19 protein-coding genes are annotated in these 20759 nt (G+C 57.5%); all 19 read right to left on the bottom strand.

Annotated features, from left to right (window positions below):
* Positions 1–38: 38 nt before the first annotated feature.
* The 19 genes from LF929_RS07655 to phnF all read right to left on the bottom strand — a co-directional run bounded on the left by LF929_RS07655 (position 39) and on the right by phnF (position 20569).
* Positions 39–1487: a DHA2 family efflux MFS transporter permease subunit gene (locus LF929_RS07655; protein ID WP_226093401.1), complete on the bottom strand. Its 1449-nt coding sequence runs from the start codon at positions 1485–1487 to the stop codon at positions 39–41.
* Positions 1477–2730: a type III PLP-dependent enzyme gene (locus LF929_RS07650; protein WP_226093402.1), complete on the bottom strand. Its 1254-nt coding sequence runs from the start codon at positions 2728–2730 to the stop codon at positions 1477–1479. Before LF929_RS07650 ends, LF929_RS07655 begins: the two co-directional genes overlap by 11 nt.
* Complete coding sequence (locus tag LF929_RS07645; protein WP_226093403.1) at positions 2723–4603, bottom strand: IucA/IucC family siderophore biosynthesis protein; 1881 nt, start codon at positions 4601–4603, stop codon at positions 2723–2725. The genes LF929_RS07650 and LF929_RS07645 overlap by 8 nt, the downstream gene beginning before the upstream one ends.
* A gap of 102 nt (positions 4604–4705) precedes the next feature.
* Complete coding sequence (locus LF929_RS07640) at positions 4706–6820, bottom strand: TonB-dependent receptor (RefSeq protein ID WP_038906384.1); 2115 nt, start codon at positions 6818–6820, stop codon at positions 4706–4708.
* A 166-nt stretch (positions 6821–6986) separates the two neighbouring features.
* On the bottom strand, positions 6987–8357 hold the full coding sequence (locus LF929_RS07635; protein WP_226093423.1) for a diaminobutyrate--2-oxoglutarate transaminase: 1371 nt from the start codon (positions 8355–8357) through the stop codon (positions 6987–6989).
* A gap of 419 nt (positions 8358–8776) precedes the next feature.
* Positions 8777–9673, bottom strand: a complete 897-nt coding sequence (phnE, locus tag LF929_RS07630) for a phosphonate ABC transporter, permease protein PhnE (protein WP_019846302.1) — start codon at positions 9671–9673, stop codon at positions 8777–8779.
* Complete coding sequence (gene phnE, locus LF929_RS07625) at positions 9670–10536, bottom strand: phosphonate ABC transporter, permease protein PhnE (RefSeq protein WP_226093404.1); 867 nt, start codon at positions 10534–10536, stop codon at positions 9670–9672. The genes phnE (LF929_RS07630) and phnE (LF929_RS07625) overlap by 4 nt, the downstream gene beginning before the upstream one ends.
* Before the next feature lie 162 nt (positions 10537–10698).
* On the bottom strand, positions 10699–11631 hold the full coding sequence (gene phnD, locus LF929_RS07620; RefSeq protein WP_038904840.1) for a phosphonate ABC transporter substrate-binding protein: 933 nt from the start codon (positions 11629–11631) through the stop codon (positions 10699–10701).
* Between the two features lie 62 nt (positions 11632–11693).
* Positions 11694–12572 (bottom strand): phosphonate ABC transporter ATP-binding protein, encoded by an 879-nt coding sequence (gene phnC / locus LF929_RS07615; RefSeq protein WP_226093405.1) that lies wholly within the window; start codon positions 12570–12572, stop codon positions 11694–11696.
* Positions 12573–12840: 268 nt separating this feature from the next.
* Positions 12841–13590, bottom strand: a complete 750-nt coding sequence (gene phnP, locus LF929_RS07610; RefSeq protein WP_226093406.1) for a phosphonate metabolism protein PhnP — start codon at positions 13588–13590, stop codon at positions 12841–12843.
* A gap of 18 nt (positions 13591–13608) precedes the next feature.
* Positions 13609–14172, bottom strand: coding sequence for a ribose 1,5-bisphosphokinase (gene phnN, locus LF929_RS07605; RefSeq protein WP_038908476.1), 564 nt, complete (start codon positions 14170–14172; stop codon positions 13609–13611).
* The gene (gene phnM, locus LF929_RS07600) at positions 14172–15359 is read right to left on the bottom strand and encodes an alpha-D-ribose 1-methylphosphonate 5-triphosphate diphosphatase (RefSeq protein ID WP_210177516.1); all 1188 of its coding nucleotides are present in this window, start codon (positions 15357–15359) and stop codon (positions 14172–14174) included. The genes phnN and phnM overlap by 1 nt, the downstream gene beginning before the upstream one ends.
* Positions 15356–16078 (bottom strand): phosphonate C-P lyase system protein PhnL, encoded by a 723-nt coding sequence (phnL, locus tag LF929_RS07595; protein WP_226093407.1) that lies wholly within the window; start codon positions 16076–16078, stop codon positions 15356–15358. The genes phnM and phnL overlap by 4 nt, the downstream gene beginning before the upstream one ends.
* Positions 16079–16102: 24 nt before the next feature.
* Positions 16103–16918 (bottom strand): phosphonate C-P lyase system protein PhnK, encoded by an 816-nt coding sequence (gene phnK / locus LF929_RS07590; RefSeq protein ID WP_226093408.1) that lies wholly within the window; start codon positions 16916–16918, stop codon positions 16103–16105.
* On the bottom strand, positions 16905–17759 hold the full coding sequence (locus LF929_RS07585; protein WP_038908479.1) for an alpha-D-ribose 1-methylphosphonate 5-phosphate C-P-lyase PhnJ: 855 nt from the start codon (positions 17757–17759) through the stop codon (positions 16905–16907). Before LF929_RS07585 ends, phnK begins: the two co-directional genes overlap by 14 nt.
* The gene (locus LF929_RS07580; RefSeq protein WP_226093409.1) at positions 17737–18828 is read right to left on the bottom strand and encodes a carbon-phosphorus lyase complex subunit PhnI; all 1092 of its coding nucleotides are present in this window, start codon (positions 18826–18828) and stop codon (positions 17737–17739) included. The genes LF929_RS07585 and LF929_RS07580 overlap by 23 nt, the downstream gene beginning before the upstream one ends.
* The gene (phnH, locus tag LF929_RS07575) at positions 18828–19403 is read right to left on the bottom strand and encodes a phosphonate C-P lyase system protein PhnH (protein WP_226093410.1); all 576 of its coding nucleotides are present in this window, start codon (positions 19401–19403) and stop codon (positions 18828–18830) included. Before phnH ends, LF929_RS07580 begins: the two co-directional genes overlap by 1 nt.
* On the bottom strand, positions 19400–19849 hold the full coding sequence (gene phnG, locus LF929_RS07570) for a phosphonate C-P lyase system protein PhnG (protein WP_226093411.1): 450 nt from the start codon (positions 19847–19849) through the stop codon (positions 19400–19402). Before phnG ends, phnH begins: the two co-directional genes overlap by 4 nt.
* A complete protein-coding gene (phnF, locus tag LF929_RS07565) occupies positions 19850–20569 on the bottom strand; it encodes a phosphonate metabolism transcriptional regulator PhnF (protein WP_012885258.1) in 720 nt (239 codons plus the stop codon).
* Positions 20570–20759 lie beyond the last annotated feature (190 nt).

Raw genomic sequence — 20759 nt, 5'->3', positions numbered from 1 at the left:
AAATGACGTGGCAGTCGTCAACCCAGTACCTGTGTGCCTCAGCGCATCTCACCTGTACCGGTGTGAGGTGGTGAAGCCCCGGCCAACAATGCGTTGGCCGCTGTCTCGTCACTGCCCGAGGGGAAACGCAAGGCACAGGGCAGCGCCAGCACGATCAGTATGCCGGTAGCCATAAAGGTCTCGCTGATGGCGGCGGCACGCGCAGCCTCCTGTGCCAGCCCGCTGCCCGCCAGCCGAAATTCGAGGTACAGCGACGCCACCACGATCGCCAGCGATGACACCAGACGCCGTGAAATGTTGTTCATCGCCGCCCCCTGGGTGACCAGCGTTTCCGGCAGTACATTCAACCCGGCGGTAGTGACCGGCATGTAGGACAACCCTAGCCCGATGCCGCGCAGTATCATCCAGCCAAACACCACGCCAATGGATGACTGCGCACCCACCATGCCTAACCCGATGGTCGCCAGCGCGGTCAATAGCACCCCGCACCCCACAACCCGCGCCGGGCCGTGGCGGTCGAGCAGGTTGCCGCCGAGCTTACCGAACAGGCTGGCGAACAGCGCAGTGCACAGCAGCGCCAGCCCGGTCCAGACGGCGCTGTAACCCATCACCATTTGGACCAGCATCGGTAATAACACCAGACATTCGAACATCCCGACCGATTGCACCACCGCAATTACCACACTCAGTCGATAGCCGTGCAGTTGAAAAATACGCAGGTTCAGCAGCGGCTCGCGTTTACGCAGTTCGACGCGAACAAAGGTCGCCAGACAGGCAGCTGCCACCAACAGCATCAGCAGGTTGAGTGGATTCGCCAGCGCCGCCGCATGATGTAATCGCCCGGCGGCTACCATCAGCAAACCAATACCGGCGGACACCAACAGATAACCGGTCATATCAAACGGCTTGCGCTCACCGGGCGTGGTTTTCGGCAACACCACCAGCCCCATCAATAGCGCCAGTGCACCGATGGGAATATTCATGGCAAACAGCGACCGCCAGCTAAACCACGTCAGCAGGATGCCGCCGCACAGCGGCCCCAGCGCCGGAGCCAGCATCACGATAGCGCCCCAGATACCGGTAATACCGCCACGCTCCTGTTTGGGGTATACCGAAAAAATCAGCGTCAGCGACAGCGGGATCATCAGCCCGCTGGCGATGCCCTGCACCGTGCGAGCGGCTATCACCAGCGAGATGGAATCTGCCAGCATCCCCAGCACCGAGCCGCTGATAAACAGCGCTACCCCCAGCAGATAGAGCGGTTTGTTACCCAACCGGTGCCCGAGATAGCCGGTCAACGGCATCGTCATCCCCATGCTGACCATGAACGCCGCCACTACCCAGGTAGCGAGCAGCGGCCCAATGTGAAACACCTCGATGAACGCGGGCAATGCCGGGTTCAGCGAGCTGTTATTCAGGCTGACCGTCGTAGTACCGAGCAGCACATTCACCACCACCAGCCAGCGAGGAACAGCGCTAGTCGACACGGTCCACCACTCCGGTTATGTCTACGTTCGTACCGTCCGCCGTGATAACCCCAGCGTCGGTGATGAAATACTGCGCAGGACGGGGGTGACACAGAAAATCGGCATGCGAAATGTTGTAGCCATAGGCCCCTGCCAACGGCAGCACCAGCAGGTCACCGATATTCACGTCGGTCAGGCGCTGGTCACGGCTGAGTACATCTTTCGGCGTACAGAGCTGGCCGACGACTGTCCAGTCGCGCGTTTCCCCTGCTGGCTGTGCAGGAGCCAGTGACAGATGGATAACGGGGTGGTCATGCCCTTGCGCCACCGGCAGGCGGAACTGATGCGTACCGCCGCGACACACCAGAAAATGCTTACCGTGGCTGCGTTTCTTATCCAACACTTCGATGGCGTAATAGCCACAATACGCGCTGATAAACCGCCCCGGTTCAAAGCGAACCACCGGCACATCCGGCTGTTGCGCCAGCCGCACACGCAAGTAGTCACACAATGCTGACCAGTCGAAACGCTCCGGCGTCAGGTACGGCACACCGATGCCACCACCGACATTGAGATGGGTAATCTGTTGTGGATGGGCAGACAGCGCTTTCCACTGCGGCCAGCGCGTCAGATATAGATCCAGCAATTGCTGGTGCCGCTCCACACTCATCTGGTGCGACATGGCATGCACGTGGAACCCTTTGAGTTGCAGGTGGCTGGCGTTATCCACGTCACGCACCGCATCCGGCAGGTCTGCCTCATCCATGCCGAACGGTGTCGGCGTACCGGCCATCGCCAGTTTGCTGGTCAGCGACGACGCCAGTTCCGGGTTGATACGGATGAACACCGGCTGAACCACGCCGTGTTGCTGCGCTCGCTGTTGCAGGCGGGCTATCTCATGACGGCTTTCCACATGGACCGCCTCCACCCCGTGTTCCAGCGCCAGATCAAAATCAGAATCCAGCTTGCCCGGCCCGGAGAACACAAACGGTTTCGCGGTTGCGCACCCGGCCACACGGTCGATTTCCCCGCCGGAGGAAATCTCAAACCCATGAACCAGCAGTGCGATGGCATCCAGAATCGGTTTTTCGCTGTTGGCCTTGATGGCGTAATAGAGTTCGACGCCGGGTGGCAACGCTGCCATCACCTCGCTGACGTGTTGACGCAACGCCGCCAGGTCATAGACAAACGCGGCCAGCGGATCGCGGTGCTGCTGTTGCAGGCGAACGATCAGCTGGCGAACAGGCTGTGGCAGCTTACCCATGCTGCACCTCATGCTGCTGTACCTCACCCTGCGCGAGCGAATCATGCCGACGTCCCGCCGTATGCCACGCTTCGCCGTAGCCTGTCACCTTACTCTGGTGCGCAGTCTCGCCCCAGGGGGACGGCAACTGGACGTAGCTGGCCTGACGATCGGCCTCGGCTGCCAGCCGCACCTTGAGGTTGGTTTTGCATGCCACCGTCTCACCGGCGATCAGCGCTTCCAGCTCCGGTGCCGGTTGGCGCAGTTCCGCCTGAATGGCACGCAGCTGCTGTCGGACCCGTTGCCACATCAGCGGTGCCAGATGGGCACGACCATGACTCAACGCCAGAATGGCTTCTGACAGGTGGTTGATGAACAGGCAGTACATGATGCGGTTCCAGCCCTGCTCGCGGGAATACAGCAACGACTGGCGCACGCGGGGGTGTATATCGTCAGGAATTGCGTGGATACCGCGATCGTCGGTCAGCTTCACCCCTTCGAAATCGCGCAGCAACACCTGATGTGGTCGCCCTTGTTGATGCACCAGCACGCTATTTTGCAGATGCGGTTCCATCACCACACCGTGATTGAAGAACAGTGACAATACCGGGCGCAGTAACCGCGTCTGATAGTCGTCAAACCAGTACAACAACGCGTTGTCATCCAGTGCCGCACCGTAGTGTGTGCGCAGGAAAGTATGAATCATCGGCTGTAAATCGACGCCACGGGCAAACAGCGTACCGGCCATGATGCTGTGCTGCGCACCGGTACGGCGACAGAAGTTCTCACGCAGAATGCCGCCGGTTTGCTCGCGAAACCAGTATTGATCCGATTCGCTGACACCGACCGGGCTCCAGCTCACCACACCCGGTTCGGCCGCCGCCGTCAACCCACCCAGCGTATCGGCCTGCTGCGCCAGTAACTGGCGGAACAGCCGGTCGATCAGCACCGTGCTTTCCAGCTCGTACCAGGCATTTTTACGCACGCAGTTGGTGATCCGTACGTTCAGCGAGCCTTTGATAAAGTAATCATGGTCTTCGATAAACCAGGTGCGGATAGACGCGGTCGGGCTGGCGACACGCCCGCTTTGCCCCAGATCGCGGATCACCTCGTTTTGTAATAACTGCTGTACGCGGGCGTCCTGCATAAACAGTTGTGCCTGTACCGGATGCATACAGATGATGGCGCGCCCCGGTGCCGCCGGGCCTTGATCAGCAAATCCCTCCAGCACCTGTTGCGGTGTCAGGCCGTTGGCACCGATGTGTAAGCCTTCTGTTGGCACCTCGAACTGATGCAACGCCGCCCTGGCCTGAAATTCCGGTGCCCACTGCTCCTGGCCGAGATGTGCAGGCCACAGGCGTGCCTTGGGCGCAGGGTGGCTGGGGTGGCCGAACCACAACCCTTGCTCGCTGTGCAAATAGTGTTGCAGCGGTGCGTCTGTTTGCTGGCGCTGGTTGTGGCTGACAATCGCACCGACCAATTGCCTGCTCTGCAGAATCTGCTCGTACAGTTCCGGGTTTTTTCTCCCGGCAATGTGTTCGCAGGCTGCCAGTATGCGGGCAATCACACGTTCAAAATCGGGGCAGTGCCAGTCGCCTTGTGACTGGCGCAGATAGACATCAGACAGATAGTGCTGACTGCCGAACGTATCACGGCGGTCCACCATGACAAATAATTGCAGTGAGTCGGGCACACCGATAACCATCGGAATACCTTTCCAGTCCGCACCATCAAAATAGGCCCCCGGCGGGATCCCTTTCATTTCGTCTGGCCATTCATATCGCACATACCCTTCCGGTATGGCGAACTCTTTGATAAGACAATTCAGTAACCCATGCAGGGCTGCTTTTTCGCTTATCATTCTGGACAAAGCATCATGATTAAGGTTGTTCATCTCTGCTCCATAAGAATAACAATCGGCCGGTGATGTCGTGGCGACGGTTAACTATCCTGATTAACGCACGGGAAATAGCCCCGCCTTTCGGCGGGACATGAATTAAAAGTCAACGCTATATCCTAATGTCACGGTTCTTCCCCGACCGGAGAAATAACGCAGGGAGTTCACAATCGCGCTTTGCGAGTAATACGTGATGTACTCCTTATCAAACAAATTAGAGACCGCCAGATTAATTCTGCCTTTCGGCAATTTATAACCAACGGCGGCATCCACCAGTAAATAACCGTTAAAGTCCTGCTGACGGTTATCCATAATTCTGTCGAAGGCGTAATTGGCCTGAATAAAGGAAGACCACTGCGGCGTCCAGTTGGCAGACCAGCTGGCGGTCAGGCGATCCGGCGGAATATTTAAGCCGTCCAGCTTGCTGTCCAGGCTGCCGTTGCCGTCACTGTCATACCATCCCTGAATGTGGGAATAACCGAACTTCAGGCTATGGTCGTCATTCACTTTGTAGCCCAGTGAAGTTTCGATACCGTCAATGCGGGTTTTCTGGCGCTCGCTCTGGAAGGTGCCGTTGACATCCACCACACGTTCGCCCAGCTTAGAGGTCGAGCGGTAGTAACTCATCTCAAACGTCACCGGGTCTTTATCGATACGAAAACCGGTTTCAACGTTATCCGTGACAATCGGCTCCAGCGGCAGCATATTGACCGACTGATTGGCGGTTTTAATGCCACGCAGCGTGCGGCCTACGTCAGGAATACCAAAGCCTTGTGAATAGTTAGCGAACAGGCTCAATGGCTGATACGGCGTGGTCCATACTGCGCCCACGTTATACAGCGTCTTGTTGAAACTCAGCCGACCGCCCTGCACATCCACGCTGTTATTCGGCGCTTTGGCGGTACTGGCCGCCACCGTACGGAAACTGTCGATGTCCAGTCGGGCGTACTCATAGCGCACCCCGGTAGTAATTTTCAGTGAATCGACCGGCTGAATATCCCACTGCATAAACGGCGACAGATCGGTGTATTTCATCTGCGGTGCATAGATGCGCTTGGTCAGCCAGAAATCCTGCTTGCCGGTATCAAACAGGGTATCGAACCCCACAGTCGCTTTCAGGTAGTCATCCCAGATATCGTCTTTGGTCAGCGCCACTTTGCTACCGTAACGGCTGGAGGTCACCCGTGACTGGTCATAGAGCTTATTCAGCGGCGCAATGCGGACATCCTGGAAAGAGGCGGAGTTATCTGCGCCGAACAACGACTCGTAATTCTGGTAATACACCAGCGAGTTCAGTTTCATGCCCGCCAGATTGTAATTATCGTAGGTAGCGCTGGTAGTCCAGACGCTGTTCATCGGCGCATCGCCGACCGGACGACCGGATATGGACGTGGTCGGGATACCCTTATCGCGGTCACCGGCAATGCCCAGATAGTTCATCTTGCCTTTGATCTGATAACGGTTGAGGCTGAACTGGATTCGCTGGTCATCATCCAGCCAGTAGCCGACCTTCGCTATCACGTCATAGGCGCGCGAATCCATCAGGTCGCCCTGGGTATTATCCACCCCAATCGGGCGATCTTTTCCGTCCAGAAACAGCCCCTGATCTTCATAACTGACGGAGAACAGGTAATCCAGATACTCTTCGCGACCACTGAACCCGTAAGTGGTTTTGTAGCTCATGGTGTCTGAGCTGACTTTCGTCGGCGAGGTAGTTTCCACGCTGAAGTGCTGGTTAAACGAGCCCGGTTCCGGGCGGCGAGTGATAATATTGATAACGCCACCGGTCGCACCAATACCGTTGCTGGCACTGGCACCGTGAATCACTTCGATGTGGTCTACCATCGAGAAATCAATGGTGTGCATTTCACGCCCGGTAGGACGCAACGGGTTCGACTGCGGAATGCCGTCGACCATGATCAACGGCGCGCGACCACGGAATGTTTCACCGCTACCGCTCATTTTCTGGCGGCTCGGTGCCATTGCCGGTAATAAATTACTTAATATCTGGGAAGAATCACTGGTAATTTGTCGCTGCTGTTCAATCTGTTCTTTGGTAATAATGGTTACAACCTGAGGCGAATCTTTTTTTTCGGTATCCGTTCGGGACGCCGTGACCACCATTTCGCTGTCATTTTTATTTGTACTATCTGCTGCGTCAGCCTGTGTAAATAAAAATAATGGCGTCAACGCATATAATGCCCGAACCTTCATTCCTGCAACCTCATTATTATTTTCCCAGTCAATAAAACGCTGATGTTCCCACCAGCACATATCATCAAATAATCTGTTCAGCCCAAGGTGATGCCCGTAATAACGCCGCCAGCAATTGGCTTTTATTATTTCGCTTTTCGGATCATGACGGGCTATTCACGCTGAATTACCGATGGCGGATTTGCGCCACCGCGTCAGTTAACGCCTGCTCAAAACGTGCCACAACGCTGCGACACTGTTCTTCGGTAATAATCAGGGGTGGCAGCAACCTGACTACATTACCCTGTCGGCCTCCCCGCTCCAGCAACAGCCCCTGCCGGAAACAGTGCTGTTGGATAGCGGCGGCCAGGTCAGCATCCAGCGGGTAGCAACTACCGGCCTGCACGGGCTGACGCTCATCAACAATTTCGATGCCCAGCATCAGGCCACGACCACGCACCTGTCCCAGACAAGGGAAGCGTGGCTGCATCTGCATGAACTGCTGTTTGAGCCATTCACCGCGTGCCGCCGCCTGCGCCGCCAGTTTGTCGCGCAGCAAAATATCAATGGTGGTTTTCCCGGTCGCCATCGCCATCTGGTTGCCACGGAAGGTGCCGGTGTGAGTACCGGGTTTCCAGACATCAAACTCGCGTCGAATGCCCAGCACCGCCATCGGTAAACCACCGCCCACCGCTTTCGACATCACGACGATATCCGGCTCAATACCCGCCTGTTCAAAGGCGAACATACTGCCGGTGCGGGCAAACCCGGCCTGTACTTCATCCACGATCAGCAGGATGCCGTGACGGCGTGTCACCTCGCGCAACGTTTGCAGCCAGCGTGCCGGTGCCGGGTTAACACCGCCCTCGCCCTGCACCGCTTCAACGATAACCGCAGCCGGCAGTGACATACCGCGCTCGACATCATCGATAAACCCGGTGAAATAGCGGCTGAGTGCCTCAACACCTGCGTCACCGCCAATCCCCAACGGGCAACGGTATTCATGGGGATACGGCAGGAATTGAACGCCGGGCATTAAATTCTGTACGGCTTCTTTCGGGCCGATATTGCCGGTCACGGCCAGGGCACCGTGTGTCATGCCGTGATAACCGCCGGAGAAGCTGATAATGCCGCCCCGACCGGTATAGGTTTTCGCCAGCTTCAGCGCCGCTTCAACCGCATCTGCCCCCGAAGGGCCGCAAAATTGCAGGCAATACTGGCTTTCACCGCCCGGCAACAGCGCCAGCAAGGTTTCGCAGAAGGCATCTTTTAGCGGCGTGGTGAGATCCAGCGTGTGCATCGGCAGGCCCGATGCCAGAAATGCCTGAATACTGGCGACAACCTCCGGGTGGTTATGCCCCAGCGCCAGCGTCCCCGCCCCTGCCAGACAATCCAGATACCGGTTGCCGTCCACATCCGTCACCCACACACCCTGTGCTTGCTGGATGACCAGCGGTAATTTGCGCGGATAACTGCGCACATTGGATTCAAACCGTCTTTGACGCTCCAGATAATCGGCATTGGTTCTCTGCCCACTCTCCATGACCGCCGCATCCATTACCGCCCACTGTGTCTCTGACATCGCCTTCACCCTCCGTGATATTGATAATGACAATAATTATCATTAAGAATAGTGATGCTCAAGTGTTATTTAAATGACAGTTTTCATAACCAAATCCTTACAAACGTTGAAGGAATGTTAACTAAGCGCAGGTGGCAAGAGGGTTTTTTGCGGCAAAACGGGGGCAAAATACACGAGGCAAGCAGGCCGGACATGAACTCATTTTTGTGACGAACATCACAGTAAGCAACTGGGTAGTATTCAGATCTATCGTTGTGATATCCCGCGAGGGGAATGATCGGATGGGATAATAAAAACGCCGGTCCCCGTATAGAAAACCGGCGTTATAACAAACAGATAAGTCCGTCAACTCAGTATGACGGATGATGAGTGTGACGATAATTAGTGGCAATGAGTTAGTGTGACGAAGATTCCGGCTCAAACAACGGCAACGGTTTGCCGATGATATAACGCTGGCGCAAATGGGCGGATAACACATCCATCAGCATGACCACCACCACCAGAATCAGGGTGATGAACATCACCACATCCCAGTTCCATAGTCGCATGTTTTCGGCATACACCAGCCCGATACCGCCCGCGCCGACAAACCCCAGCACGGCGGCGGAGCGCACGTTCGACTCCATTTGGTAGAGGCTGAGCGCCAGAAAGGTGGGGAACGATTGGGTAAAAATGCCGAAGCGGTGTTTTTGCAGGCTGTTGGCACCCACCGCGCTCAACCCACGGCTCGGCGAACGTTCTACCGCTTCATGCCCTTCGGCGTACAGCTTGCCGAGCAAACCGGCATCCTGCATCAAAATAGCCAGCGCGCCGGAGAGCGGCCCCATCCCCACCGCCCGCACAAAAATAAGCCCCCATATCGCCATGTCGATACCGCGTAACACATCCAGCAAACGGCGCACCAGCAACGCGACCGGTCGCAATATCGGCGCGTGCATCACGTTACGGGCCGCCAGAAATGACAGAGGTAACGCCACCAACGTGGCTGTCAGCGTACCGGCGAACACAATCGCGATGGTGATAAATATCTGTGACAGGTAGTAGCCAAACGGCCAGTTGGCAAAGTCGTGCCACACGAACATGCGCATAAAGTAGCGCCCTAATTCACCGAAGCCGCGCACCCACTGCTCGATACTGATGCCGAAAAACACCAGAAACACCACGTAGTAAAGCAGTACGGCGGCCCCCGTCAGCCCGACACGCCACAGATAACGGCGCTGCTGGCTGAATAGCTCGGGGTGTTGCTGTTTGATGGCGGCGATATCCGTCGACGCCAGCGAGGTCATGTTCATTTGCTGCCCTCCACTACCCGCTGTCGCAACCATCCGGACAGCGCATCCAGCATTGAAACCACCACAATAATCAGCAGCATGGTGATGCTGACCTGGTCGTAGCGGTCCAGTTTGATATTGGTCATCAGTTCCTGACCGATGCCCCCGGCCCCCACCAACCCAAGAATGGTGGACTGGCGGAAGTTGATCTCCAGCCGCATAAAGCTATAGGAGAGTACAATCGGTTTGACCTGCGGCCACAACCCGAAGCGCATGCGCTGTAATACGCTGGCACCACAAGCGGCCAGCCCGCGTACCGGCCGTTCTGAGGCGGTTTCGATCGCTTCATAAAACAGCTTGGTCAGGCTACCAATGGTGTGTAACGCCAGCGCCAGAAATCCGGGGATGACGCCGATACCAAAGGCCATCACAAACATCACCGCCCACGCCAGTTCCGGCATGGTGCGCAAAAACGCCACCAAGGCACGAATAGTAAAACGTATACCTGGCGCGCTCTGGGTATTCCCGGCAGCCAGAAAGCCCAGCACCACCGATGCCGCCACCGAGAATAACGTGGCTGCCAGCGCCAGGTTGAGCGTTTCCCAAATCAGCGGTAACTGGATAGGCAGGCGGTATCCCCAGTAAGCCAGTGACCCTTCGGTATGACCATCCGCCAATAGCAGATGCCAGTGCAATACCGGCATCGTTTCCGACAGGTAGTCAAAAAAATGGGGGAACGATGTCCACAGGGTGTTCAGATTAAATTCGGACAATTTGCCCGCGCCGATATACAGCACGGCCAGCACCAGCGCCCATGTCAGTGACTCGCGCTTTTGCTGCGTGCGTATGCGCTGGTAGTAGCGTTCAAAATCAGGGTTCAGCATGCGTTTAGTCTGGATGGTGGAAAACAGATGAGCGGGTCGGCGTCGCCATAAAGCGAAAAAGGCATCCTGCCTGTGCTACCGTCCTCAATATCGCGCCATGATGCACCGCGGATTCAGGGACGCGCCGGGAGCGATAGCCCGGCGCAATACCGCTAGCCGTGCTTAACGGTTGCCTTTAGTCAGCTCGCGTTTCATCTCGATGATGGTTTTGTAGTCATCCACGCTGGCCGGGCCGATATGCTGTTTGCCACCGACCGCTTTGATGAAGCACTCGTGGTCTTCTTTATCCAGCTTATTCACCGCGGCGATCAACCTGGCTTTAAAAGGCGCAGGCAAGGCGTTGCTCACCAGAACAGGACCGTTCGGGATCAACGGCGATTGCCAAATAATACGAATCTGCTTCATCAGATCCGGATGGTCCATACGGATCAGGCGGCCAAACGCGCCGCTGGTATAACCGGTGTTGTAGTCACCGATCATTGATGCCCAGGTCACCGCGCCATCAAACTGGCCATTCAGCACACCGAGGATGTCCTGCTCGTGGCCGCCGGAGAAGGTCACGCTGGAGAAAAAGTTGTTGTACTTGTTATCCGCATTACCGCCGAACTGCTGTTTAAACGCCTGATTAGGAATCAGGTAGCCGGAGGTGGAATCCGGGTCGGCGAAACCAAACGCTTTGCCTTTCAGGTCTTCCAGCTTTTTATAAGGGCTGTCGGCTTTGACGACTACCACCGAGTGGTAACCACGCGACTGGTCTGCGTCATCCACCACGATACCGATGATATCCACCGCGTTCGGATCTTTGATGTACACCGACGCATACGATGAGGGCGACATGCTCAGCACCAGATCAATCTTCTTACCCAACAGCCCCTGGATGACACCGGCGTAATCAGACGAGTTACGCATTTGCGTGTCCACGTTCAACTCTTTATCCAGAAACTGTTTGACGCACTGGTTATCGCCGATTTGCTGGGTGGCATTCTGCCCGCCCAAAATGCCCAGGTTCAGGGTTTTCGGTGTTTCCGCGGCGAATACGCTGGCGGACACTACCGCACCGGCCAGCAACGTGGTCAACGTAAAAGTTTTTTTCATCGGTTTGCCTATTTTGTCGTTATGCCAAGATGATGTGTAGTAATGCGATGTCAAACAGAGAATTAATGAACCGGTTGCAGGTCGTCGCCATACAAGGTACGCAACAACCCGTCGGTTAATGCTGACGGCGAACCGTCAAACACGATGCGCCCTTGTGCGATACCAATTGCCCGGGTGCAATATTCTTTCACCAGCTCGACCGAGTGCAGGTTGACGACCACGGTGATGCCGTTGTCACTCACCTGTCGCAACACGTCCATGATGCGGCGGGTGTTTTTCGGATCGAGGGAGGCGACCGGCTCGTCGGCCAGCAGGATTTTAGGGTTCTGCATCAATGCGCGGCAGATGGCGACACGCTGCATCTGGCCGCCAGACAGGTTTTCCGCCCGTTGCAACGCATGCGGCAACAGGTTCATCCATTGCAGCAGCCCAATGGCATGGGCGCGGTCTTCGTCGGAAAACAGCTTGAAGAATGATTTCAGGGTCGAGGTTTGGCTCAGACGACCCAGCAGTACGTTGGTCAGCACATCCAGTCGCGGCACCAGACAGAAATCCTGAAAGATCATGCCGCATTCGCTGCGCCACTGGCGCATCTGACGACGACTGAATTGCAGCACATCCTGCGTCTCGCCGTGCAGGTCGACCTGCGATTGTGTGTCAACCTGCGATTGTGTATAGCGCAGGATTTGCCCTTCGCTGGCCGGGATCGTGCCGTTCATCACGTGTAATAGGGTCGATTTACCGGCACCAGAGCGACCAATCACCGCCACCATTTCACCGGCGTGCAGGTCAAAATTGATGTTCTCCAGCACCCGTTTCTGCTGCCCGGAATAGGCTTTGCATAGCTGCCGGACGGACAGAATGGGAGACTGTGATTGTGTCTGGGGTTGGTAGGTGCGCAGTTCAATCGCGCTTTCGGATGCTAACAGTGCCTGTGCCATGGTTTTCGTCATCGTTTACGGTTAGTCAACACTATGGACGCTATTAAGCGCAGTGCAGATGAAGACTTGATGACAGCTTTGTGATTAGAAAATGAACATTACAGAACAACGACGGCAACGTGCGCGTTGGTAAGCCAATATCCCCGCTCACCAACGCCTACCGTTATGCACAACCAAACACTATCAGGCACGCCGCGTCAATAAACCACCACGGCGCGTTGAAATAGAAATGATTTACTTACAAAGCAATTGGTTATCAGATAACAGCTCACACAATAATCCATGCCCCATCGGCAGCGGCCTGTACGCCCTCCGGCAGGGTGTTTTGCATCAGCCAGGCGTCTGTTTCATGACTGAGGTGGGTCAGCCAGGTGTGTTCCGGGCGTAACCACTCACGCACCTGCAATACGGTGTTCAGATCACTGTGATTGCGCGGTGGCGTGTCGCGCGGCGGCTGGGTGCAGTCCATCACCATATGCTCAAGCCGCTTACCACGCAAAAACGCCAGGGTGTCATCCGGCAGGCCACAGGTGTCGGTTAAGTACGCCACGGCATGGCGACCGGTTTCCAGCAGATAACCAAAGGTGGGTTTGGAATGATTCAGCGGCAGTGCCGTCACCTGTAACGCGCCCATCGCCACCGTCTGAAACGGCGTCATCGCCGGTTGAAAATCCAGCCGTCGAGGATGTTTATACAAGTCATCGCAACCTTGTTCATCCGGTGGGCCGAATACCGGGATCCGATCGCCGATGCCCCAACGCAACGAAAACAGCCCCTGAACATGGTCGACGTGGTAATGCGTCAGCAGAATACGGCGGATTTCATTCACGCCAAAACGCTGCTCCAGTTGCGTCACGCCCGCATCCAGCAAGGTCACCTCGCCATCACATCGAATCATCACGCTGCTTGGCCCACGCCGAAAACGGGGATCCCGACGCGCACGTTCGCAGGCGATACACCCACAACCGGTCAACGGCACCTGCTGTGCGTCACCGGTGCCCATAAACATTAGATCCATAGCATCAGCTCCATAGCATCACGTCCATTTTTCAGTTTCTCGTTTTTCAGCCGCCAGCAGGGTGTGGAACGCCTGTAGCGTCTGCGTCAGTGGTCCGTCGTTGTTCAGCCGTCGGCACGTCGCCGGGAGGATATCCATCGCATCGGCCCGTTGCAGCCGCAGCGCTATCTGCGCGTCATCTTCCCGCCCACGCTGGCGTAACCGCTGTGCCAGCACCGCCGCAGACACCTGCAAACACACCGGTAATAACCGGCTGCCATAACGCTGTTCTGCCTGCTGGTGGTGAAACCGGGAGCCGTTGACCACCACATCCAGCCCGGCAGATAACCATTGATCGATTTCAATGCCGATACCGTACTGATACTGGTGTGCCTGCCAGTGCAACGCGAACAGGTTGTGCTCACGACGATAGGCAAACTCCGCCTCGCTCAGCGCGATGTGGTTCTCTCCCCCCGCCTGTGCCGGGCGGGTGATATACCGATGCGCCACCAGCAGGCGCACTGGCTCGGTCTGCCGCAGGGCATCCAGCAGCGTGTCTTTGCCGGAGCCGGACGCCCCGGTCAGCCAGATGAGCCGTGCCATCAGAACACCTGCCGTCCCTGAGCCCAGACATGACGGATTCGTACCTGCCCGTGCGCATGGTGCGCCAGCACCAGATCGGCACGCAGCTCCTCAGCTATCCGTCCCCGGTCAACGAGCCCGACCGCCTGTGCCGGATTGTCGCTGACCATCGCCACCGTCTGCGGCAAGGTAAAGCTATTGCGCTCATCGTCAGCGAGGCGAAACGCCGCATCCAGCAAACTGGCGGGATAATAATCGGATGACAGAATATCCAGCAGCCCCTGCTCCGCCAGATGAGACGCCGCCACATTGCCGGAGTGAGAACCGCCACGCACGATATTGGGTGCCCCCATCAGCACTTTCATGCCGAGGGTGTGCGAGGCTTGCGCCGCGATTTCCGTGGTAGGAAACTCGGCAATCACGCTACCCAGCGCCAGCGATTCATGCACATGGGCTTCGGTGGCGTCATCGTGACTGGCGAGCGCAATACCGCGCTTACGGCAGTGAGCGGCAATCGCCAGTCGATTTGGCGTTGACCAGCGTTTGGATAGCATGCGCTGCTCGGTTTCAAACGCATCCATCTCGGCATTGTTCAGCCGGTATTTCCCCTGATAGTACTCGCGGTATTTTTCCGGCGTCGCAAACTGCCGTTGCCCCGGCGAGTGGTCCATCAGCGACACCAGCGCCACTTCCGGGATATCCATCAGCGCTTCAAACAGCGGCAGGGTGGTGTCGTGCGGTAATTCGCACCGCAGATGCAGCAGATGTTGTGCCCGGTTTACCCCCTGCTGCTGGCTATGCACCACGGCATCAATCATGCGCCGCAGGTTGTCGAGCCGGTGGCCACCATCGCGCACATCCCCTATCGCCACTGCATCCAGCACCGTGGTAATACCGCTGGAGACAATCAGCGCATCGTGGCTGCTCATCGCCGAATGTGCCGGCCAGTCGACTTTCGGGCGTGGCATAAAAAACTTGTCCAGATTGTCAGTGTGCAGCTCGACCAATCCGGGCAACAGCCAGCCGCCCTCTCCGTCCAGCGCCTGCGGCAGTTGGCTGGGCGTAGAAGAAAAGTCTTCAATTATGCCATTACGCCAGGCCAGCGATCCGCTGACCACCTCGTTTGCCAACACCAGTTGGACATTATTGATTATCTGGGTTGTATTGGTGATATGGATTGTATTGGTGATCTGAGTCGTCGCACTCATGCCGTAAGCTCCTGCGTGACGGGTGCCATGTGATGCAGGCGGTCCGCCACGCGGGCACGCACCTCTGCATCGTGGAAAATACCGACCACGGCGGCGCCACGCGCACGCGCTTCTTCTATTAGCCCTACCACCGCGTCGCGGTTGGCGGCATCCAGCGAGGCCGTCGGTTCATCGAGCAACAACACGGGATAGTCGGCGATAAAACCACGGGCGATGTTGACCCGCTGCTGCTCACCACCGGAAAAGGTGGCGGGGGCCAGCGTCCATAACCGGCGCGGGACGTTAAGGCGGGTCAGCAGTGCGCTGGCGCATGCTTCACACACGGCACGGTCTTCACCGCGTTCCAGCAGCGGCTGCATGACCACCTCCAGCGTCGAAATACGAGGGATCACCCGCAGGAACTGGCTGACCCAGCCGATGGTGTCGCGTCGTACCGCCAGTATCTGCCGGGCCGGGGCCGTCACCAGATCTACCCACGTATCACGATGGCGTACCCACACCTGCCCGCTATCCGGCTGATAATTGGCGTATAAAGAGCGCAACAGCGTGGACTTGCCACTGCCGGAGTGTCCATGCAACACCACACACTCCCCGGCCGATACCGTCAGGCTGGCCTGATGTAACACCGGCAGCCGGGCGGCATGCTGGTTATGCAGCACAAAGGTTTTACTCAAATTTTCCACGCGCAGAATGGTCATGGATGTGCCTTCGGTTGTCATAGTTCACCTCATCGCCAGTTGCGCTTATCCCAACACCGACGACACCAGTAACTGGGTATAAGGATGATGTGGATCATCCAGCACCCGGTCGGTCAGGCCGCTTTCCACGACCTTGCCCTCACGCATCACCAACAGCCGATGCGCCAGCAGACGCGCCACACCGAGGTCATGGGTCACAATCACCACCGCCAACCCCAGGTCGCGTACCAGCGTGCGCAGCAGGTCCAGCAACCGCGCCTGTACCGACACATCCAGCCCGCCGGTCGGTTCATCCATAAACACCAGCTTCGGGTGGGTCACCAGATTGCGGGCGATTTGCAACCGTTGTTGCATCCCACCGGAAAAGGTGGTGGGCAGGTCATCCAGCCGCGACAGCGGGATTTCCACGTCCTGTAGCCACTGCCCGGCCTGACGGCGAATATCGCCGTAGTGGCGAGCGCCGACCGCCATCAGCCGCTCGCCGATGTTGCCGCCCGCTGACACGCGGGGCCGCAGCCCGTCCATCGGGTGCTGGTGTACCACCCCCCACTCGGTGCGTAACAGGCGGCGGCGGTCGCTTTCGCTCATGGCGTATAACGAGCGGCCCTGATAATCAATCTGCCCGGCCTGCGGTGTCAGCCGGGCGGAAATCGCCCGTAACAGCGTGGTTTTACCGGAGCCGGATTCACCGACAATACCCAGCACCTCACCGGGATAGAGATCGAACGACACCTCGCTAAACCCTTTACCGGGGGCATACAGGTGGGTCAGATTGCGCACCTGCAACAACGGCGCATCATCACCGCTTTCCACGATGAGCCTGCCCGCCTGCTCCACCGCTGCGTGATCAATGTGATTCATGGTGCCCCGCCTCCTGACGTTCACGGCAATAATCGGTATCGGAACAGACGTATAGCCGGGTGCCCAGATCGTCCATCACCACTTCATCGAGATAACTGTCGTGCGATCCGCACAGTGCACAGGGTTGATCCCAGCGTTGGACGCTGAACGGGTGGTCATCAAAGTCGAGGCTTTCCACGTTGGTGTAAGGCGGCAGCGCGTAAATCCGCTTTTCACGCCCGGCCCCAAACAGTTGCAGCGCTGGCATCTGATGCATTTTCGGGTTGTCGAATTTAGGAATGGGTGACGGGTCCATAATGTAGCGACCGTTCACTTTCACCGGGTACGCGTAGGTGGTGGCGATATGCCCGAAGCGGGCGATATCCTCATACAGTTTCACCTGCATGATGCCGTACTCCTCCAGCGCGTGCATTTTGCGCGTTTCCGTTTCACGCGGTTCGATAAAGCGCAGCGGTTCAGGAATCGGCACCTGATAAATCAGAATCTGATCTTCACGCAGCGGTGTTTCTGGAATACGGTGACGGGTTTGAATCAGCGTCGCTTCGACGGTACGCTCGGTGGTCGCCGCTTCGCTGACCCGCTGAAAGAAGCGGCGGATCGACACCGCGTTAGTGGTATCGTCCGCCCCCTGATCAATGACTTTTAATACATCGTCATCGCCAATCAGGCTGGCGGTGAGCTGGATGCCGCCGGTGCCCCAACCGTAGGGCATGGGCATCTCCCGGCCACCAAACGGCACCTGATAACCGGGGATCGCCACCGCTTTAAGAATGGCGCGCCGAATCGTGCGTTTACTCTGTTCGTCCAGATAACCGGGGTTATACCCGCTCAGCGTGTTCATCGCGCTCCTCCTGCGGTGGCTGGCGTAACTGACGCAGCAGCGCCAGCTCGGCCTGAAAGTCGACGTAATGCGGTAATTTGAGGTGAGAAACGAAACCCGCGGCTTCTACGTTGTCGGCGTGCGACAACACAAACTCTTCGTCCTGTGCCGGGCTGCCAACCGGTTCCTGATAGGCAGGAGCCTGTAACGCCCGGTCCACCAGTGCCATCGCCATCGCTTTGCGTTCCGCACGGCCAAACACCAGCCCGTAGCCACGGGTAAAATGCGGTGGTCTCTCTTCCGGCACCGTAAAACCGTTGACCATTTCGCATTCGGTCAACAGGATGTCGCCAATTTCCAGCGCAAACCCCAACTCTTCCGGCGCTATCTCCACCGTGACGTAACCGGTACGAATCTCACCGGCAAACGGATGGTTGCGGCCATAACCACGCTGGGTGGAATACCCCAACGCCAGCAGGAAGCCTTCATCGCCGCGCGCCAGTTGCTGCAAGCGGGCACTGCGCGGCATCGGATACGTCGGTGGATCGCGCGTGATATCCAGCGGCTCGCTGCCATCATCCTCCTCGACCGCCGCCAGCCCTTCCGCCGTCATCATGTCAAACATATGCTGGCAGTATTCCGCCAGCGGTTCCTCAGCCTTGGGCGCACGCGGTGTTTCACCTTCCGCCAGCAAGGCGAAATCCAGCAACCGGTGGGTATAGTCATACGTGGGACCAAGCACCTGTCCGCCGGGCAGGTCCTTATAGACCGCCGAGATACGTCGCTCCAGTTGCATCCGCCCGGTATCCAGCGGCAGGCTATCCGCCAGCCGGGGCAGCGTGGTGCGATAAGCGCGCAGTAAAAAAATTGCCTCGACCAGATCACCGCTCGCCTGTTTGATGGCCAGCGCCGCCAGCTCCCGGTCGTAAATGCCGCCTTCGGTCATCACCCGGTCTACCGCCAGTCCCAGTTGTTGCTCAATCTGCACGGTCTGCACTTCGGCCTGCCGGGTATCACCACGCCGCAGGTTCGCCTGTAACTGATGGGCGGCCTCAATGGCTTTCTCGCCCCCTTTCACCGCGACATACATCAGCACACCTCCACATGCGTGGTACGCGGCAACGCCATCAGCGCGTTGCCGCAGGTAAACAGAAAGTCCAGCCCGGCGGGGAACGCATGCGGGCGATGTTCGAGGTAATCCAGCACACTGGCGGGTAACTGCGGCGCGATCATCCGCGCTTCGGCAATGCCCGGCCCGCTCAGGCGTAATGCCCGACCGCCACCCAGTGCAGGCACTTCCAGCACCAGCGTCGTGCTGTTTTCCGGTACTATGTCGTCACCGGCCGCAAACCCCGCCAGTGACAGTTCCCGGCTGACCGGCAGCAAGGCGAAAGCGGCAGCTTCACGCTCGACCAGTTTCACCCCAGTGTGAAACCGCAGGTTAGACAACAGCACCTCTTGCGATAACGCGGGATCCAGCCAGAGCGGTGTTTCACGGTCCATCAGCGTCAAGACCACGGCGGTAGCGGAAGACGATAAACCGTCCCAACCGTTGTCATGGTCCAGCGATACCACCACGCCCGGTTCGCTCATCGCTTTTAATATGCGGCGAAAGGCGTACTGCGCATCGCGCCACGGATGGGAAAAGCCTGCCAGTAACGTCATGCGTTATCTCCCCGCACCAGCGTAAAGAAATCGACCTTGCTGCTGGCAATTTCTCGTGCGCGTTGCTGACGCAACTCGTCATGGGTCGCCGCCAGCGGCACGATCAGTTGTTGGTAAAACGCGCTTTGGGTACCTTGCTGTTGCAGCAAGCCATCAATCAATGCGCAGAGTTCGGCATGGGGTTTATTTCGCCCCATCACATAGCTGTAGCCACAGGTACCGTCATCCAGCCGGACCACCGCCCGCGTGACGGTAACATCGCCCAGCACGAAGCGATTGCCGGTTGCGCCCATGCGCGCCTGCAAGCGGGTTAAACCGATTTCTGGTGCGCGTAGCAACTGCCAGGACGGCTGTAATGCCAGCGACAGCCAGTGACGCCGCAGTTGCTCCACATCGCTGTGCGCCAGTACCGACAGCCAGCGCTGCCGTGGGGTTTGGGTTGTCATTCAGTGCTCCATGGTCAATTCGATCATGTCAGCGCGTGCCAGACTGACGGAATACTCCGCCACCCGGTCGCTGCCGTTACAGGTATTGAGCGTGCGGATACACATCAACGGGGTTTGCAGCGCGACTTCCAGCAGTTGCGCCTCTTTCGCCTGTGATGCCCTGGCGCTGATGCGGGTTTGACGGCGGGTGAGAGACTGTTGTAGCTCACGCGCCAGAAATTCGTGCAACGACCCGCTGGTGAAACGCTGTAGTACGGGCCACCAGTCGAGATTCGGCAGGTAGTGATCTATCAGTGATACCGGTACGCCGTTAACCCGGCGCAGGGTTCGCAGATGAATCACTTCATCGCCCTCTTCCCGCCCCAGCGCCGCCGCCACGGATGCATTAGCTGGTCGCAACACCGCCAGCAACCGTTCGCTGGTGGGATGACTGCCCTGCTCCAGCAGGTTCTGGCTAAAACGTGTTTGCGCGTGTAATGGGTAATCATAAGGACGCATCAGCACCAGAATGCCGATGCCACGCCGACGCTGAACCAGCCCTTTATTGACCAGTTCATCCACCGCCCGACGCAGCGTATGGCGATTGACGTCATAACGTGCCGCCAGTTGCTGTTCGGACGGCAGATAGTCACCGCAGCGATACACCGTGCGCAGCTCTTCTTCCAGCCGGGCGGCGATGGCCTGATACACAGTGGTAGGATGTCTAGATAACCTGTCCATAAAAAACTCCTGCTCGCAGGTTCAACTCCGCATCCCAACTGGCACACGGATTTTGCTTAACCCCAACACCGAGCCGGAATGCAGCCAGCTATCGGCAGAGTTGACGTCTCAGTCAGGGAAATTGGAGATTATGTTGACAACATTGTGTGACAGACTGGCGAAGCGCGGATGACGAAATAGTGAAGGAAAA

The organism is Dickeya oryzae, from assembly GCF_020406815.2.
Lineage (GTDB): Bacteria > Pseudomonadota > Gammaproteobacteria > Enterobacterales > Enterobacteriaceae > Dickeya > Dickeya oryzae.
Note: the sequence above shows the minus strand (reverse complement) of the source record. Positions and strands in the feature narration are given on the sequence as shown.